This is a genomic window from Variovorax sp. IB41, from assembly GCF_016405905.1.
Taxonomy (GTDB): Bacteria; Pseudomonadota; Gammaproteobacteria; order Burkholderiales; family Burkholderiaceae_C; genus Variovorax.
Genome location: NZ_JAEFCB010000001.1, coordinates 679,688 through 695,537, shown reverse-complemented (window position 1 = coordinate 695,537; position 15,850 = coordinate 679,688). Strand labels below are relative to the sequence as shown.

18 protein-coding genes are annotated in these 15,850 nt (G+C 69.3%); 11 read left to right on the top strand and 7 right to left on the bottom strand.

The annotated features are described in order from the left end of the window. The first annotated feature begins 1 nt into the window (after position 1). Genes JC881_RS03290 through JC881_RS03280 form a run of 3 tightly spaced genes read left to right on the top strand, consistent with a single transcriptional unit; the run spans position 2 to position 1,672 of the window. Positions 2–913, top strand: coding sequence for a helix-turn-helix domain-containing protein (locus tag JC881_RS03290; protein WP_198784265.1), 912 nt, complete (start codon positions 2–4; stop codon positions 911–913). After that, entirely contained in the window at positions 892–1,251 is a 360-nt protein-coding gene (locus JC881_RS03285; RefSeq protein WP_198784264.1) for a VOC family protein, read from the top strand. The genes JC881_RS03290 and JC881_RS03285 overlap by 22 nt, the downstream gene beginning before the upstream one ends. Before the next feature lie 16 nt (positions 1,252–1,267). Further along, on the top strand, positions 1,268–1,672 hold the full coding sequence (locus tag JC881_RS03280; RefSeq protein WP_198784263.1) for an SRPBCC family protein: 405 nt from the start codon (positions 1,268–1,270) through the stop codon (positions 1,670–1,672). On the opposite strand, the gene pobA is transcribed toward JC881_RS03280, so the two are convergent. Further along, on the bottom strand, positions 1,669–2,850 hold the full coding sequence (gene pobA / locus JC881_RS03275) for a 4-hydroxybenzoate 3-monooxygenase (RefSeq protein ID WP_198784262.1): 1,182 nt from the start codon (positions 2,848–2,850) through the stop codon (positions 1,669–1,671). The two genes, JC881_RS03280 and pobA, sit on opposite strands and share 4 nt — an antisense overlap. Before the next feature lie 132 nt (positions 2,851–2,982). Here pobA and JC881_RS03270 point away from each other — a divergent pair, with 132 nt between their 5' ends. The 5 genes from JC881_RS03270 (at position 2,983) to JC881_RS03250 (ending at position 7,807) form a co-directional block, all read left to right on the top strand. Then, positions 2,983–3,753, top strand: coding sequence for an IclR family transcriptional regulator domain-containing protein (locus JC881_RS03270; RefSeq protein ID WP_198784261.1), 771 nt, complete (start codon positions 2,983–2,985; stop codon positions 3,751–3,753). A gap of 59 nt (positions 3,754–3,812) precedes the next feature. Next, positions 3,813–4,472, top strand: coding sequence for a response regulator (locus tag JC881_RS03265; RefSeq protein ID WP_176657107.1), 660 nt, complete (start codon positions 3,813–3,815; stop codon positions 4,470–4,472). After that, positions 4,469–5,797, top strand: a complete 1,329-nt coding sequence (locus tag JC881_RS03260) for an ATP-binding protein (protein WP_198784260.1) — start codon at positions 4,469–4,471, stop codon at positions 5,795–5,797. The genes JC881_RS03265 and JC881_RS03260 overlap by 4 nt, the downstream gene beginning before the upstream one ends. A gap of 101 nt (positions 5,798–5,898) precedes the next feature. Next, entirely contained in the window at positions 5,899–7,380 is a 1,482-nt protein-coding gene (locus JC881_RS03255) for a DegQ family serine endoprotease (protein WP_198784259.1), read from the top strand. 124 nt (positions 7,381–7,504) lie between these two features. Beyond that, positions 7,505–7,807: a hypothetical protein gene (locus JC881_RS03250; protein WP_198784258.1), complete on the top strand. Its 303-nt coding sequence runs from the start codon at positions 7,505–7,507 to the stop codon at positions 7,805–7,807. Here JC881_RS03250 and JC881_RS03245 read toward each other — a convergent pair. Beyond that, complete coding sequence (locus tag JC881_RS03245; protein ID WP_233101505.1) at positions 7,746–8,774, bottom strand: helix-turn-helix transcriptional regulator; 1,029 nt, start codon at positions 8,772–8,774, stop codon at positions 7,746–7,748. The genes JC881_RS03250 and JC881_RS03245 overlap by 62 nt on opposite strands. Positions 8,775–8,863: 89 nt before the next feature. Here JC881_RS03245 and JC881_RS03240 point away from each other — a divergent pair, with 89 nt between their 5' ends. After that, entirely contained in the window at positions 8,864–9,268 is a 405-nt protein-coding gene (locus tag JC881_RS03240) for a GFA family protein (RefSeq protein ID WP_198784257.1), read from the top strand. Here the strand turns inward: JC881_RS03240 and JC881_RS03235 are convergent. Genes JC881_RS03235 through JC881_RS03215 form a run of 5 tightly spaced genes read right to left on the bottom strand, consistent with a single transcriptional unit; the run spans position 9,259 to position 13,991 of the window. After that, positions 9,259–9,957 (bottom strand): substrate-binding domain-containing protein, encoded by a 699-nt coding sequence (locus tag JC881_RS03235; protein WP_198784256.1) that lies wholly within the window; start codon positions 9,955–9,957, stop codon positions 9,259–9,261. The genes JC881_RS03240 and JC881_RS03235 overlap by 10 nt on opposite strands. A gap of 4 nt (positions 9,958–9,961) precedes the next feature. Further along, positions 9,962–10,945 (bottom strand): Bug family tripartite tricarboxylate transporter substrate binding protein, encoded by a 984-nt coding sequence (locus JC881_RS03230; RefSeq protein WP_198784255.1) that lies wholly within the window; start codon positions 10,943–10,945, stop codon positions 9,962–9,964. Beyond that, on the bottom strand, positions 10,942–12,252 hold the full coding sequence (locus tag JC881_RS03225; protein ID WP_198784254.1) for a gallate dioxygenase: 1,311 nt from the start codon (positions 12,250–12,252) through the stop codon (positions 10,942–10,944). The genes JC881_RS03230 and JC881_RS03225 overlap by 4 nt, the downstream gene beginning before the upstream one ends. A 12-nt stretch (positions 12,253–12,264) precedes the next feature. Then, positions 12,265–12,960 carry a 4-carboxy-4-hydroxy-2-oxoadipate aldolase/oxaloacetate decarboxylase gene (ligK, locus tag JC881_RS03220; protein ID WP_198784253.1) on the bottom strand — a complete coding sequence of 232 codons (696 nt, stop codon included), beginning with the start codon at positions 12,958–12,960 and terminating at the stop codon, positions 12,265–12,267. Positions 12,961–12,962: 2 nt separating this feature from the next. Then, a complete protein-coding gene (locus tag JC881_RS03215) occupies positions 12,963–13,991 on the bottom strand; it encodes an amidohydrolase family protein (protein WP_198784252.1) in 1,029 nt (342 codons plus the stop codon). A 130-nt stretch (positions 13,992–14,121) separates the two neighbouring features. Here JC881_RS03215 and JC881_RS03210 point away from each other — a divergent pair, with 130 nt between their 5' ends. Together JC881_RS03210 and JC881_RS03205 are read left to right on the top strand one after the other, a co-directional pair. Further along, positions 14,122–15,399, top strand: a complete 1,278-nt coding sequence (locus tag JC881_RS03210; protein ID WP_198784251.1) for a LysR family transcriptional regulator — start codon at positions 14,122–14,124, stop codon at positions 15,397–15,399. 74 nt (positions 15,400–15,473) lie between these two features. Beyond that, entirely contained in the window at positions 15,474–15,821 is a 348-nt protein-coding gene (locus JC881_RS03205) for a GFA family protein (RefSeq protein ID WP_198784250.1), read from the top strand. Positions 15,822–15,850 lie beyond the last annotated feature (29 nt).

Here is a 15,850-nt window from a genome sequence, read left to right as displayed (position 1 = left end):
CATGCTCATCACCACCGAACTGCAGACCGACCCGATCCGCGTGTCCAGCTACCGCTGCGACGCGGGTCCGGGCGCGCCCTCGTTCACCGAGATGCACGAGGGCTACTCGGTCTCGTACGTGCGCAAGGGCAGCTTCGGCTACCGCACGCGCGGCCATGCGTATGAACTGGTCGCCGGCTCGGTGCTCGTGGGCTGCCCCGGCGACGAATACGTCTGCACCCACGACCACCACCTCTGCGGCGACGAGTGCCTGGCGTTCCATCTCTCGCCCGGCTTCGTCGACCTGGTCGGCGGCGACAGGCAGACCTGGCGCACCGCGGGGCTTCCGCCCTTGCCCGAACTCATGGTGCTCGGCGAACTCGCGCAGGTCGCGGCCGAGGGCGAGAGCGACGTCGGCCTCGACGAACTGGGCATGTGGTTCGCGAGCCGCTTCGTCGAAGTGGTGGGCGGCCGCGGCAAGCCGTCGCCGCAGTCCGCCGCGCCGCGCGACAGGCGCCGCGCGGTCGATGCGGCGATGTGGATCGACGCCAACTCCCACGACGACATCGGCCTCGAAGGCGCGGCCGCCGAAGCGGGCCTCAGTTCCTTCCATTTCCTGCGCCTGTTCTCGCAGGTGCTCGGCGTGACGCCCCACCAGTACCTGGTCCGTTCGCGCCTGCGCCACGCGGCACGCCTGCTGGCGGACGACGACCGGCCCGTGACCGACGTGGCCCTCGATGTGGGCTTTGCCGACCTGAGCAACTTCGTTCGCACCTTCCACCGTGCGGCCGGCGTGTCGCCGCGCGGCTTTCGCCAGGCCGCCAAGGGCGATCGCAAGATTCTCCAAGATCGCATGGCGGCCCTGCTCAATGATGAACGCCTGGTTCATTCATCAAGCAGGAAGCCATCGCCATGTACGACCACATCGGACTGAAAGTCAAAGACCTCGCCGCGAGCCAGCGCTTCTACGAAGCCGCACTCGCACCGCTCGGCCATGTGCCGGGCCCCCACGACGACAGCTATGCCGGCATCGGCCCGGCCGACGCGCCGGCCCTCTGGCTCTACGCAGCCAAGGACGCCAACGGACCGGGCACGCACCTCGCGTTCCGCGCACCCGATCACAAGGCCGTCGCGGCCTTCCACAAGGCGGGCCTGGAGGCCGGCGGCACCGACAACGGCGGCGCCGGTCCGCGCGCCGACTACAGCCCGACCTACTACGCGGCCTTCCTGATCGACCCCGACGGCAACAACGTCGAGGCGGTCTGCCCCTGAGGCACGGAGACACACCATGGCAACCATCTACAAGGAATTCACCGTCGAGGCCGATGCGGCGCAGGTGTGGGAGGCGCTGCGCGACTTCGGCGCCGTGCACACGCGCCTTGCGCCCGGCTTCCTCACGGACTGCAAGCTGGACGGGCAGGGCGCCCGCATCGTGAGCTTTGCCAACGGACTCGTCGCGCGCGAACTGCTGATGGGCATCGACGAGGCGAACCGGCGCCTGGCCTACACCATCACCGATGGCAAGGCGAGCCACCACCATGCCTCCGCGCAGGTCTTCGCCGACGGCGAAGGGCGCTCCCGCTTCGTCTGGATCACCGACGTGCTGCCCGACGAATTCGCGGCCTACGTCGGGCCGATGATGGAGAAGGGCGGCGAGGCGATGAAGGCCACGCTGGAGCGGCAGGGCGCCTAGAAGTCTTCGAGCGGCAGCCCCACGTAGTTCTCCGCCAGCGCGGTAGAGGCCGCGTGCGAATGCACGAGGTAGTCGAGCTCGGCCTCCTGGATCTTCTGGCCGAAGGCGCCGGTCTCGGGAAAGCGGTGCATCAGCGAGGTGAACCACCACGAGAAGCGCTCGGCCTTCCACACGCGGCGCAGGCACAGGTCCGAATAGCGATCGAGCGCCGAGGCCGACTTCTCGCCGTAGAAGATCTCGAACGCACGCGAGAGATAGCCCACATCGGCCGTCGCGAGGTTCAGCCCCTTCGCGCCGGTCGGCGGCACGATGTGCGCCGCATCGCCCGCGAGAAAGAGCGCGCCGAAGCGCATCGGCTCGGCCACGAAACTGCGCAGCGGCGCGATGCTTTTCTCCAGCGACGGGCCGGTCACCAGCCGCTCGCGGGCCTCGGGGTCCAGGCGCGCGCGCAGCTCGTTCCAGAAGGCCTCGTCGCTCCAGTTCTCCACGCGCTCCTCGGTCGGCACCTGCACGTAGTAGCGCGAGCGCGTGGCGCTGCGCATGCTGCACAGCGCGAAGCCGCGTTCGGTGTTCGCATAGATGAGTTCGTGCGACACCGGCGGCACGTCGGCCAGCACGCCGAGCCAGCCGAAGGGGTAGACCTTCTCGTAGGTCTGGATCGCATCGGCCGGCACGCTCGCGCGGCTCACGCCGTGGTAGCCGTCGCAGCCGGCGATGAAGTCGCATTCGATCTCGTGCGTCTGGCCGTCCTTCTCGTAGCGCACGCGCGGTTGGGCCGAGTCGAAGTCGTGCAGGCTCACGTTCGCGGCGCTGTAGATGGTCGAGAGGCCTTCGGCGGTGCGCGCTTGCATGAGGTCGCGCGTCACTTCGGTTTGGCCGTACACCGTGACCTGCTTGCCGCCGGTGAGGCCGTGCATGTCGATGCGGTGCCGCGCGCCCTTGAAGAGCAACTCGATGCCTTCGTGCGGCAGCCCTTCGCTGCGGGCGCGCGCGTCGACGCCGGCGCGTGCCAGCAGGTCCATCGTCACCTGTTCGAGCACGCCGGCGCGGATGCGGCCGAGCACGTAGTCGCCGCTCTGGCGCTCGACGATGACGTTGTCGATGCCCGCCTTGAAAAGCAGTTGCCCGAGCAGAAGGCCGGCGGGGCCCGCGCCGATGATCGCGACCTGGGTGCGCATGTTCGTGTCTCCGAGAGGTGTTTCGCCGAGCGTAGGGCGCCGCCGGCCGCCTGGTTCACGGCATTCCGAGGCTCTGTGCGATCATGCGAACGCGTGCGCGATGATCGCGCAACACTTCCATCCATACCCCGAATGACCATCGCCAAGGCCGATTTCATCGAGGGCATCGCCAAGGGAATGGCGGTGCTCGAAAGCTTCGACACCGAGCGCCAGCGCCTCAATGCCACGCTGGCCGCCGAGCGCGCCGGCCTCACGCGCGCCGCCGCCCGGCGCCACCTGCTCACGCTGGCCCACCTCGGGTACCTGGAGACCGACGGCAGCTATTTCTGGATGGCGCCCAAGGTGCTGCGCTTCTCTGGGAGCTACCTCGCCTCGTCGCGCCTGCCGCGCGCGCTGCAGCCCACGCTCAACCGCCTCGCGGCGCAGACCGGCGAATCGTTCTCCGCCGTGGTGCTCGATGGCGAGGAGGTGGTCATCGTCGCGCGCAGCGGCAGCTACGGCACGCCCACGCGGGTGCTGGCCTACGGCCTGCACCTGGGCGCGCGGCTGCCGGCGCATGCGACCTCCACCGGGCGCGTGCTGCTCGCGGCCATGGCCTCCACCCAGCTCACGCAGTGGCTCAAGGGCCGGCACCTGGCGCGGCTGACGCCGCACACCGTCACGCAGGCGCGGGGCCTGCGCCAGCTGATCGCCCGCACGCGCAAGGACGACTATTGTTTTGCCAGCGAAGAGCACGAGCTCGGCGTGCAGGCGCTCGCGGTGCCGCTGCGCGACATGCAGGGCCACACGGTGGCCGCGCTCAACGTGGTGCTGTCGGGCACGCGCTACCAGGAAGAGGCCTTGCAGCGCGAGATGCTGCCGCTGCTGTTCGAGGCCGCGCGCGAAGTCCGCTCGCTGCTCTGAACTGAACTTCGCCACGGCCGCTGCCTCGAATCCCACAGACCGGACAACGGGACACAACCATGCGACTCCTGCTTCTCGAAGACGACGTGATGATCGGCGAGGCCGTGCTCGACCTGCTGCGCGCCGAGCAATACGCGGTGGACTGGGTGAAAGACGGCGAGGCCGCCGAGTCGGCCCTTCGCACCCAGCAATACGACCTGGTGCTGCTCGATCTGGGCGTGCCGCGCCGCGACGGCCTGGAGGTGCTGCGCAGCCTGCGCGCCCGCAAGCAGCGCATGCCGGTGCTGATCGCCACCGCGCGCGATTCGGTGCAGCAGCGCATCGAAGGGCTCGATGCCGGCGCCGACGACTACGTGCTCAAGCCCTACGACCTCGATGAGCTGCTGGCCCGCATCCGCGCCCTGCTGCGCCGCGCTGCCGGGCGCGCCGAACCGGTGTACGAGCACATGGGCGTGAGCATCAACCCCGCCACGCGCGAGGTCACGGTGGCGGGCCAGCCGGTGGTGCTGTCGGCGCGCGAATGGGCGGTGCTCGAGCCGCTCCTGGCGCGCCCGGGCATGGTGCTCTCGCGCGCGCAGCTCGAGGAAAAGCTCTACAGCTGGAAGGACGAGATCAGCAGCAACGCGGTCGAGGTCTACGTGCACGGCCTGCGGAAAAAGCTCGGCGCCGAATTCATCCGCAACGTCAGAGGCGTCGGCTACATGGTGCCGAAGGTATGACGCGCAGCCTCACCGGATCGCTGCGCGCGCGCCTCCTGTGGTTCCTGCTCGCGGCCATCGTGCTGGCCGCGGGTGCGCAGGCGCTGGTGGCCTACCGCACGGTGCTGCACGAGGCCGACGACATCTTCGACTACCACATGCAGCAGATGGCGATGTCGCTGCGCTCGGGCCTGCCACCGAGCGCGGCGGTCGGCGGCATCGGCGGCGGCGAGCAGAACTTCGATTTCGTGGTGCAGGTGTGGACCGCCGACGGCGTGCGCGTCTTCGAATCGGCCGACCAGGCGGCACTGCCGCAACTCGCGGTGCTGGGCTTCGCCGACGTGCGCGCGCGCGGCACCACCTACCGCGTGTTCTCGATGCAGACGCGCGGCCTCGTGATCCAGGTGGCGCAGGACATGGCGGCGCGGCGCAGCATGGCCGGCACGCTGGCGCTGCGCACCATCGCGCCGGTGGCGCTGATGGCGCCGCTCCTGATGCTGGTCGTGTGGTGGGTCGTGAGCCGATCGCTCGCGCCGGTGGCCCGCGTGAGAAAGCAGGTGGCCTCGCGGCAGGCCGACGATCTGTCGCCGGTGAGCGAGGAGGGCCTGCCCGAAGAGGTGCGCCCGCTGGTGCAGGAGCTCAACCTCCTCTTCGGCCGCGTGCGCCATGCCTTCGATGCGCAGAAGCACTTCGTCGCCGATGCCGCGCACGAACTGCGCTCGCCGCTCGCGGCATTGAAGCTGCAGGTGCAGGGCCTGCAGCGCGCGCCCGACGATGCGGCGCGCGAGCTCGCGGTGAGCCGGCTGGTCGCCGGCATCGACCGCTCGACGCGGCTGGTCGAGCAGATGCTCGCGCTGGCCCGGCACGAGGCCAGCATGGCGGCGGGCGCGAAGCCGGAGCCGGTCGATCTGGCCGAGGTGGCGCGTCTTGCGATCTCGGATGCTGTCGCTGCCGCGCAGGCGCGGCGCATCGACATCGGCGTCGCGCATGCCGATGCGGCGGTGGTCGAAGGCCAGCCCGAGGCGCTGCGCATGCTGCTGCGCAACCTGCTGGACAACGCCGTCAAGTACACGCCCGAGGAAGGGCGCGTGGACATCGGCATCGCCAAGCTCGGCGATGCGGTCGAGCTCAGCGTGGACGACAGCGGCCCGGGCCTGCCCGAGGTGGAGCGCGAGCGCGTGCTCGACCGCTTCTACCGCTCGGGCGAACCGCAGGCGCCGGGCAGCGGCCTGGGGCTGGCGATCGTCAAGTCGATTGCGGAACTGCACGGCGCCACGGTCGCGCTGGCCCCGTCCCCGACGTTGGGCGGCCTGCGGGCCGTGGTCCGTTTTCCTGCGGCGGCCTGAGCCGTTCGGGCGGCTTGCGCGGTTTAAGCCGCGCTTAAGTCAGCGCAACGACATTCCTTTCATCGTGTTTTGCGTCATACGCAATTGAAAGGAACCGCTCCATGAACACCCGCCTGACTTCCCCCCGCGCCCTGGCGATCGCCCTGGCAAGCGCCGGTGTGATCGGCGCCGTCGGTGCCGGCGCCTACACCAGCGCCGTGAGCGCTCCGACCAACGCCACCCCCATCGCCGCAGCCCCCGCGATGGTCACGCTCCCCGACTTCTCCACCATCACCTCGCGCGACGGCCCCGCCGTGGTCAACATCAGCGTGACCGGCACCATGAAGGCGTCGGACGACGAAGCCGCGGCCGAGATCCAGGGCATCGATCCCGACGATCCGATGTTCCAGTTCTTCCGCCGCTTCCAGGGCCAGATGGGCCCGCGCGGTCAGAAGCAGCAACAGCGCGACGTGCCCGTGCGCGCGCAGGGCTCCGGCTTCATCGTCGACCCCAGCGGCATCATCATCACCAACGCCCACGTCGTGAAGGACGCCAAGGAAGTCACCGTCAAGCTGACCGACCGACGCGAATACCGCGCCAAGGTGCTCGGCGCCGATGCCAAGACCGACATCGCCGTGCTCAAGATCGATGCGAAGAACCTGCCCGTGCTGGCCCTCGGAAACACCAAGGACCTGAAGGTCGGCGAATGGGTGCTGGCCATCGGCTCGCCCTTCGGCTTCGAGAACACCGTGACGGCCGGCGTCGTGAGCGCCAAGGGCCGGTCGCTGCCCGACGACAGCTACGTGCCCTTCATCCAGACCGACGTGGCGGTGAACCCCGGCAACTCCGGCGGCCCGCTGCTCAACACGCGCGGCGAGGTGGTGGGCATCAACTCGCAGATCTACAGCCGCAGCGGTGGCTACCAGGGCGTGTCCTTCGCGATCCCGATCGATGTGGCCGTGCAGGTGAAGGACCAGATCGTCGCGACCGGCAAGGCCTCGCATGCGCGCCTGGGCGTGGCGGTGCAGGAGGTGAACCAGGCCTTCGCCGATTCGTTCAAGCTCGACAAGCCCGAAGGCGCGCTGGTCTCGAACATCGAGAAGGGCGGCCCCGGCGACAAGGCAGGCCTGAAGGCAGGCGACGTGATCCGCAAGGTCGACGGCCAGGCCATCGTCTCCTCGGGCGACCTGCCCGCGGTGATCGGCCAGCAGGCGCCGGGCAAGAAGGTCACGCTCGAGGTGTGGCGCCAGGGCGAACGCCAGGAACTGCAGGCCAAGCTCGGCGATGCCAGCGACAAGCCGGCCCAGGTCGCCAAGGCCGACACCGGCGCGGGCCAGGGCAAGCTGGGGCTGGCGCTGCGCCCCCTGCAACCGCAGGAGAAGCGCGAGGCCGGCATCGACACCGGCCTCCTGATCGAAGACGCGGCGGGCCCCTCGGCGCAGGCCGGCGTGCAGGCCGGCGACGTGCTGCTGGCCATCAACGGCACGCCCGCGCAGAGTCTGGAGCAGGTGCGCGAGGTGGTGGCGAAGGCGACCAACAAGTCGGTGGCGCTCTTGATCCAGCGCGGCGAAGACAAGATCTTCGTGCCCGTCCGCATTGGATAGGCTCGCCCCCAGGCTGCGCGCACTTCGTGTCGCTTCGCCAACCCCCTACCGGGGGCGACACCAGAGGCCCGGCAAAGCCGGTTCCTCGGTGTCCCCCAAGAAGCCCGACACGGACAGCTCCTGCATGACCTCCCCCGCCAGCGGCCTCTCCGCGCACATCCTGCCCACGTCGGCCACGATGATCGGCGTGTGCATGACCGTCATGTCGATCGGCCACCTCGGGCCGCACGATGGCGCGCGGCTTCTGATCGACCGGCTGCTCGCCCTGGCCGCGCTGGTCTTCCTGGCCAGCGCGCTGTTGTCTTTCATCTCCATGCGTTCGCGCCGCTCGGGTGCGCGGCTGGAGGCCTGGGGCGAGACGGTGTTCATCGTCGGTCTCGGGTTGCTGGCGCTGGGCGCGGTCGCGTTGGCGTTCGCGTTGCGTTGACCTTCGCTGCGGGCCGCGTTCGCGCTGCCTTGCCGAGCCGCGCGGCCACGCGCGTGATGTGGTCCACCAATTCCGCGGGCGACTCGACCTCGAAGTCATGCCCGAGGCAACCGAGCCACACGGCCAGCGCATCGAGCGAGTTGGCCGCCGTCGCGATCCGCGTCGTGCCTTCGTCGATCGCCTCCGGCACGCCGCCCACCCAACCCAGATGGGCTTCGAGCGCCTTGACCGATGCATGCACCACGATGCGCGCGTGGTGCAGGTAGGGCGAAATCCGCAGCGCCTGTTCCATGTACGCCGCGACATCGCCGTGCGGCAGCCGGCGCGGCGTGAAGCGCGCGCCCGTCGGCGCGGGCGTCACGATGCGGTCGAGGCGAAAGGTGCGCCAGTCCTCGCGCGCCGTGTCCCAGGCCAGCAGGTACCAGCGCTGGCCCGTCTGCACCACGCGGTGCGGTTCCACCGTGCGCGCGGTCGCCTTCGCGTGGTGGTCGCGGTAGTCGAAGCGCAACGTGGCCCGGTCGGTGCAGGCTTCGGCGAACAGCGTGACCGCCTTCAGCCGCACTTCCGACTTGCCGCGCGCGAGCGGCACCACCGATGCGCGCACGCGGTCGAGGCGCTTGCGCAGCCGCGGCGGCATCAACTGCTCGAGCTTGGCGAGGGCGCGCATCGAAGCGTTCTCGATGTCGCCCTTGCCGTCGCTCGGATTGCCCAGGCCCAGCGCCACCGCGATGGCCTCTTCGTCTTCGAGCAGCAGCGGGGGCAGGGCGGTGCCCGCGCCGAGCCGGTAGCCGCCGGCCACGCCCGAGGTCGAGTCGACCGTGTAGCCGAGGGTGCGCAGGCGATCGACGTCGCGGCGCAGCGTGCGCTCGGTGATTTCGAGGCGTTCGGCGAGCCCTGCGCCAGTCCAGGAACGTTGGGCCTGGAACAGGGAAAGGAGCCGGATGAGGCGTGCGGAGGCGGACAGCATGGGCCGCATGATGCCCCGGATCGAGGACAGAATCTGTCCGCAATGGGTCGTAGCCTTGGGTTTCCTCTTAGCCACTCCAGGAACTATCCATGAAGAAGACATACAACGGCAGCTGCCACTGCGGCAAGGTTCGCTTCCAGGCCCTGATCGACCTCGCCGCGGGCACCGGCAAATGCAACTGCTCGATCTGCATGAAGTCCCGCGGCTGGGGCGCCATCGTCAAGCCCGAAGACTTCACGCTGCTTTCGGGCGAGCAAGACCTCACGAGCTACCAATTCGCCTCGCGCAGCGCCGAGCACCTGTTCTGCAAGACCTGCGGCATCAAGTCGTTCGGACGCGGCGACGTGCCGCAGATCGGCGGCGCCTACGTCAGCGTGAACGTGACGTGCCTGGACGACGCGACGCTGGAAGAACTCTCGACCGCCCCCGTGCGCCACATGGACGGGCGCAACAACAACTGGTTCGAAGTGCCGGCCGAGGTGCGCTACCTCTGAGGGGCGGGCGCCATGCCGTGGCGGCGCTTGGCTTCTGCGCTGTCTAAAGAGGCCATGAAGTCGAGCAAGGCACGTGTAGCGGTCGGCTGCGTGGTGCCGATGACCGGTGCGGCCGAGAAGGTCGTGACGATCTGGATTTCTTGTGGCAGCGGACCGAGCAGGCGGATGCCTTCGAGGCCGATCAGTTCGCTCATCTGCTGGAACCCCAGCGCAGCTTCGCCGCGCGCGACCAGCGAGCCGACGGGCACGCCCGGTGGCGCCTGCACCAGTCGCCCGCGGATTTCATCGGCGATGCCCCAGCGCTCGAACAGCGCGATCAGCGCAACGCCGCTCGGGCCGGTCGAATAAGCGATGCGGGTTGCCGCTTGCACGGCGTGGCGCACCGCATCTTCCGTCGCGATGTCGACCGGCTGGGCATTCGCATGCACCGCGACGCCGACCTCCGAAAGAACGATGTTCACCTTGCCCGCCGCATCGAGATGGCCTGCGGCAATGAGCTTGTCGATCGCATCCGAGGCCAGCGCCACCACGTCGAAATGCTCGCCGTCGGACACGCGCCGCGCGGCATCGACACCGCCCACTGCGAGGAACGAAACCGGCACACCGGTGCGCTGCGCATACGCGGCCGCGAGTTCGTCCAGCAACCCGCGCGTCGCCATCGAGCAGATTCCGCGAAGGGGCGTCGTCATGGGATCAATCCGGCTTGATGTTGGCGTCGCGAATCAGCTTGCCGTAGCGCGCCGCGTCGCTCTTGAGCAGCTTCTCGAACTGCGCCGTCGGCCCCGGCAGCGGCACGCCACCGGCCGCCGCGAGTTGCTCGCGCACTTCCTTCGAATCGATCGCCTTCTGCACCGCATCGTGCAGCTTGGCCAGCACCGGCGCGGGGAGGCCCGCCGGCGCCACGAAGCCATACCAGACGCTGGCCTCGAACCCGGGATAGCCCGACTCCGCCACCGTCGGCACGCCCGGCAGCACGGCCGAGCGCTCGGTGCTCATCACCGCCAGCACCTTCAGCTTGCCGCCCTTCACGAGCGGCAGCACTTCGAGCGCGTTGACCGCCACCACGTCGACATGCCCGCCGAGCACGTCGGTGATCGCCTGCGCGCCGCCCTTGTAGGGCACGTGGCTCAGCTTGAGGCCGGCGGTGTGCTGGAACAGTTCCATCGCCAGGTGCGGCGTCGCGCCGTTGCCCGGCGTCGCGACGGTCACGCCGCCGGGCTTGGCCTTGGCGGCGGCCACGAACTCGGGCAGCGTCTTGATCGGCGAGCCTTCGCGCACCGCGAACACCACGGGCACGCGGCCGACCATCGAGATGGGCGTGAAGTCGCGGTCCAGGTCGTAGGGCGCGGGCTGGTACATCGACGGGTTCACCGCGAGCGCGTTGGCCGCGAGCAGCAGCGTGTAGCCGTCGGGCGCGCTCGTGGTCAGCGACTTGATCGCGATGTTGGTGCCGGCGCCGGGCTTGTTCTCCACGACCACGGGCTGGCCGAGCACGGCCGCCATGCGCTGGCCGACCGACCGCGCGATGGCATCGACCGCGCCGCCGGCGCTGTAGCCGACGAGGATCTTCAAGGGCTTGGAGGGATAGGCGTCGGCCGCGCTCGCGTGAAACGAAGCGCCGAGCGCGAGCGCTCCGGCGAAGGTGAGGAAATGACGGCGGAGGGAAAAGGTCTTCATGGTTTCACGGGAGAAGGAGACGGCGGTGCGTCCCAGGTCTGCGGCGCGGCATCCTTGCCGGCCACCGAATACAGCGCGCCGGGCGCGTTGCGTGTCTGCTGGAAAGCTTCCAGCGTCTGGCCGCGCATGGCGGCATAGATGTGCAGGTTCGACACGCCGACCACCGCGCCCAGCTTCTCCAGCATGAAGAAGATCGCGCCGTAGTGGATGAGCCCGCGCCAGTCGCGCGCGCGCACCAGCGTGCGCTCCTCCGGCGTCAGCGCTGCGGCGTCGAAGGCCGCTTCTTCATCGGCGAGGAAGTCGGCGCGATGCGCGGGCCGCGTCATGCCGTGCAGGAACTTGTTGAGGCGGTACGCGCGCACGCTGGTCTCCAACGTGAACGGGTGCGTGCCTTCGAGCGCCCCGATGCCGGCCAGCTGCTCGTCGATATGGCGCTGGTGCCGCAGCACTTCGCCGGCGACCGGCGGGCTCGCGAGGTTCTCGTAGACGGCGGTCGCGATGCCCGTCATCGACGGCAGGTAGTAGCTCTGGTGCGTCTTGCGGATGTTGGCGGAGAGCGCGCCGCGCATCACGAGCCACATGATCACTTCCGCGCCTTCCATGCCGCCGAGCGCCGCAAGCTCGGCCTGCGTCATCTCGGTGAGGCGCACCGGGTCGTTCTCGATGAGGTCGAGAAACTGCGCGTCCCATGCGGTGTTGTTGAAGCCCGCGCGCTCGCCGTGCACCTGGTGCGACAGGCCTCCGGTGGCGACGATGGCCACCTTCAGGTCCTCGGGATAGCTCTCGATCGCGCGGCGCAGCGCCTGCCCGAGCCGGTAGCAGCGCCGCGCCGAGGGCACCGGCGACTGCAGCACGCCGACCTGCAGTGGGATCACCGGCACGGGCCATTCGGGCTCGTGCGGGCACAGCAGCGACATCGGCGAGAACACGCCGTGGTCGAGCGCGCGGTCCTGGAAGAAGGACATGTCGAACTCGTCCGCCACCAGCGAGCGCCCGATGTGCTGCGCGAGCGCCGGATGGCCCGCGAGCGCGGGCAGGTCGCGCGCGCCGCCGCCTTCGTCGGCCACCGCATGCCGCTCGCCCACGCCGAGCGAGAAGGCCGAATAGTGGTCGAAGAAGAACGAGCTGACGTGGTCGTTGTAGATGAAGAAGAGCACGTCGGGCTTGCGCTCTGCGAGCCAGCGCTGCACGGGCGCGAAGGCCTCGAAGATCGGCGCCCACACCGGGTCCTGCTGCTTCTTCTTGTCGAAGGCGAAGCCGATGGTGGGCGTGTGCGAGCATGCGACGGCGCCGATGATGCGAGCCATGGCCGTTCTTCCTCAGTCGATGTAGCGCAGGCCCGCCTTCGCCAGCGGCTCGCGCATCGCGTACATGTCCAGACCCAGCTCGCCCGCGGCGAAACGCTCGCGCTTGGCGGTCTCGTTGGCTTCGCGCGCCTCGGCCGCATCGGCCACCTGCTGCGCGCGTGCGGCCGGCACGACCACCACGCCGTCGATGTCGGCAACCACCACGTCGCCCGGGTTCACCAGCGCGCCCGCGCACACCACCGGCACGTTGACCGAGCCGAGCGTCGCCTTGATGGTGCCCTTGGAATGGATCGCGCGGCTGAACACGGGGAAGTTCATCGCGTTGAGGTCGCGCACGTCGCGCACGCCGCCGTCGATCACCAGGCCCTTGCAGCCGCGCGCCTTGAACGAGGTGGCCAACAGGTCGCCGAAGAAGCCGTCGGTGCTGTCGCTGGTGCAGGCGGCCACCACGACGTCGCCCGGCTGGATCTGTTCGGCCGCGACATGCAGCATCCAGTTGTCGCCCGGCTGCAGCAGCACCGTGACGGCCGTGCCGCAGAAGCGCGCATCGGGGTGGATGGGGCGGATGCGCGGCTGCATCAGCCCGAGCCGGCCCAGGGCCTCATGCACGGTCGAGACGCCGAAGCGCGAGAGCTTTTCGACGGCGGCCGGATCGGCGCGCACGATGTTGCGATGGACGACGCCGAGTTGCTGGAGGGTGCTGGACATGGTCAGAGGCCTTTGGCAATGAGTGCGCGGTCGAGGCGCGGATAGACGCGGCGTGCGTTGCCTTCGAACACCTTGTGGCGCGTTGCGGCATCGAGCATCGGCGTCGCGTCGATGTAGCGGCGCGTGTCGTCGTAGAAGAAGCCGGTCTCCGGATCGATGCCGCGCACCGCGCCGATCATCTCGCTCGCGAAGAGGATGTTGTCCACGGGAATCACGCGCGTGAGCAGGTCGATGCCCGGCTGGTGGTAGACGCAGGTGTCGAAGAAGATGTTGTTGAGCAGGTGGTCCTTGAGCAGCGGCTTCTTCATCTCCTGCGCGAGCCCGCGAAAGCGTCCCCAGTGGTAGGGCACCGCGCCGCCGCCGTGCGGGATCACGAAGCGCAGCGTCGGAAAGTCGGTGAAGAGGTCGGAGGTGAGGCACTGCATGAACGCGGTGGTGTCCGCGTTCAGGTAGTGCGCGCCGGTGGTGTGGAAGCACGCGTTGCAGCTCGTGCTGACATGCACCATCGCCGGGATGTCGTGCTCGACCATCTTCTCGTAGAGCGGGTACCAGTGGCGGTCCGACAGCGGCGGCGAAGTCCAGTGCCCGCCCGAGGGATCGGGGTTGAGGTTGATCCCCACGAAGCCGTATTCGCGCACGCAGCGCTCCAGCTCGGGGATGCAGCTGCGCGGGTCCACGCCGGGCGATTGCGGCAGCATCGCCGCGCCGATGAAGTGATCGGGAAAGAGCTCGCTCACGCGGAAGCACAGCTCGTTGCAGATCGCGGCCCAGGTCGACGAGGTCTCGAAATCGCCGATGTGGTGCGCCATGAAGCTCGCGCGCGGGCTGAAGATCGTCAAGTCGCTGCCGCGCTCCTTCATGAGGCGCAGCTGGTTGCCCTCGATCGATTCGCGCAGTTCGTCGTCGCTGATCTTCAGATCGGCAACGCGGGGTTTGAGCGCGGGGTCTTTGAGGCCCGCGACCTGCTGGTTGCGCCAGTTCTCCAGCGCCTTGGGCGCCGTGGTGTAGTGGCCGTGGCAGTCGATGATCATTTTTTTCTCACCCAATCGGTGGTTGGCTCGGATGCCTTCGAGTGTGGTCGCGCGCGCCTTCGCTTGGCGTGAGTTCGGGTTGCCCTACCATCAGACTTTCTTATCGATAGGGTTTACCCCGAGGATTGAAATGACCCCGGCGAACCAGCAAGACAAAGTGATCGGAAGCGCGCTCGCCATCAACCTGCGGCACCTGCGCGCGTTCTCGGCCGTGGCCGCCGCCGGCAGCATCGCCCGGGCCGCGGACGAGCGCCTGTACCGCGTCGCCTCGGGCGTCACGCGCTCCATCTCGGCGCTCGAAGGCGTGCTGGGCCGGCCGCTGTTCGATCGCCGCGCGCGGGGCATGGCGCTCAATTCCTATGGCGAGCTGGTGCGGGTGCGCGCGCTTCGCATCGAGCGCGAGTTGGAGGATGCGCGCCTGCAGCTCGTCGCGCGCGGCGGCATCGGCGCGACCGCCGACGTGCCCTCGCTCTTCGCGTCGATCCTCAACGGCCGGCGGCTCGCGGTCATCGCGAGCCTGGTGGAGAAGCGCAACATGCCCGCCGTCGCGCGCGAATTCGGCATCACGCAGCCGGCCATCAGCAGCGCGCTGAAGGACCTGGAGGCAGGGCTCGGCGCCGCGCTGCTCGAACGCAAGGCGCGCGGCCTCGCGCCGACACCGGCCGGCGAGATCGTGGCCTTTCACTTCAAGCGCGTGCTCGCGGAGCTGCGCCACATCGGGCCGGACATCGCCGCGAGCGAAGGCACGCTGCAGGGGAGCGTGACCGTCGGCGCGCTCCCGCTCGGGCGCACGCAGGTGCTGCCGCTCGCGATCGCCGCGCTGCTCGCGCGGCATCCGGGGCTGCACGTCGCCACGGTCGAGAGCCCGTACGACGCGCTGGCCGCGTCGCTTCGCAGCGGCGACATCGACTTCATCCTCGGCGCGCTGCGCAGCCCCGCCGAAGCCAAGGAGCTGCAGCAGGAGGCGCTGTTCGAGGACCGCATCGCGGTGATCGCGCGTGCGGGCCATCCGCTGGTGCATGCGAAGCGCATCGACTTCGATGCGCTGCGCCAGGCGACCTGGGCGCTCTCGCGGCACAACACGCCGTCGCGCGAACTGCTCGAGCGGTTCTTCTCGTCCGCGCGCGAGGCGCCGCCGATTCCCGCGGTGGAAACCGGCGACCTCGCCGTGCTGCGCGGCCTGCTGCTGGAGAGCGACATGCTGACCGCGATCTCGCCGCACCAGCTGCGCTACGAGATCCGCGACGGCAGCCTCGTGGTGCTGGACTTTCCGCTGGACGAGACGCGGCGCGAGATCGGGCTCACGCAGCGGCAGGGCGCCTTCCCATCGCCGGGGGCGAGGGCGTTGATGGCGGAGATCGCGGCGGTGGTGGCGCAGTCGCCCGATTTCCGCGTGACGGTGCGCTGAGCCGCACAGGTGACGCTTGCCATGGCCGCGGCCGGCTGCCATCCTTGTCGCCCCACATGCCGGAGACACACACCATGAAGTACGAAGGAAGCTGCCACTGCGGCCGCGTGAAGTTCGAAGCCGAAGGCGAGATCGCCTCGGCCATGGCCTGCAACTGCTCCATGTGCCAGCGCAGGGGCTCGCTCCTGTGGTTCGTGCCGCGCGACGCGATGCGCCTGCTCACGCCCGAGGAGAACGCGAACACCTACCTCTTCAACAAGCACGCGATCAGGCACCGCTTCTGCCCGAACTGCGGCATCCAGCCCTACAGCGAGGCGACCGGTCCGAAGGGCGAGCCGATGGCGGCCATCAACGTGCGCTGCATCGAGGGCATCGACCTCGCGGCCGTGCCGGTCACGCACTTCGATGGGCGGTCGCGGTGAGGCGCACGAAGGCTCGCTTCGGCGGCCTC

Coding starts and splice junctions, on each gene's coding strand:
- ligK (WP_198784253.1), bottom strand. CDS start 12,960: ATGTCCAGCACCCTCCAGCAACTCGGCGTCGTCCATCGCAACATCGTG.
- JC881_RS03230 (WP_198784255.1), bottom strand. CDS start 10,945: ATGAAGACCTTTTCCCTCCGCCGTCATTTCCTCACCTTCGCCGGAGCG.
- JC881_RS03250 (WP_198784258.1), top strand. CDS start 7,505: ATGACCTCCCCCGCCAGCGGCCTCTCCGCGCACATCCTGCCCACGTCG.
- JC881_RS03225 (WP_198784254.1), bottom strand. CDS start 12,252: ATGGCTCGCATCATCGGCGCCGTCGCATGCTCGCACACGCCCACCATC.
- JC881_RS03265 (WP_176657107.1), top strand. CDS start 3,813: ATGCGACTCCTGCTTCTCGAAGACGACGTGATGATCGGCGAGGCCGTG.
- JC881_RS03260 (WP_198784260.1), top strand. CDS start 4,469: ATGACGCGCAGCCTCACCGGATCGCTGCGCGCGCGCCTCCTGTGGTTC.
- JC881_RS03210 (WP_198784251.1), top strand. CDS start 14,122: ATGACCCCGGCGAACCAGCAAGACAAAGTGATCGGAAGCGCGCTCGCC.
- JC881_RS03255 (WP_198784259.1), top strand. CDS start 5,899: ATGAACACCCGCCTGACTTCCCCCCGCGCCCTGGCGATCGCCCTGGCA.
- JC881_RS03245 (WP_233101505.1), bottom strand. CDS start 8,774: ATGCTGTCCGCCTCCGCACGCCTCATCCGGCTCCTTTCCCTGTTCCAG.
- JC881_RS03285 (WP_198784264.1), top strand. CDS start 892: ATGTACGACCACATCGGACTGAAAGTCAAAGACCTCGCCGCGAGCCAG.
- JC881_RS03235 (WP_198784256.1), bottom strand. CDS start 9,957: ATGACGACGCCCCTTCGCGGAATCTGCTCGATGGCGACGCGCGGGTTG.
- JC881_RS03205 (WP_198784250.1), top strand. CDS start 15,474: ATGAAGTACGAAGGAAGCTGCCACTGCGGCCGCGTGAAGTTCGAAGCC.
- JC881_RS03290 (WP_198784265.1), top strand. CDS start 2: ATGCTCATCACCACCGAACTGCAGACCGACCCGATCCGCGTGTCCAGC.
- JC881_RS03240 (WP_198784257.1), top strand. CDS start 8,864: ATGAAGAAGACATACAACGGCAGCTGCCACTGCGGCAAGGTTCGCTTC.
- pobA (WP_198784262.1), bottom strand. CDS start 2,850: ATGCGCACCCAGGTCGCGATCATCGGCGCGGGCCCCGCCGGCCTTCTG.
- JC881_RS03270 (WP_198784261.1), top strand. CDS start 2,983: ATGACCATCGCCAAGGCCGATTTCATCGAGGGCATCGCCAAGGGAATG.
- JC881_RS03280 (WP_198784263.1), top strand. CDS start 1,268: ATGGCAACCATCTACAAGGAATTCACCGTCGAGGCCGATGCGGCGCAG.
- JC881_RS03215 (WP_198784252.1), bottom strand. CDS start 13,991: ATGATCATCGACTGCCACGGCCACTACACCACGGCGCCCAAGGCGCTG.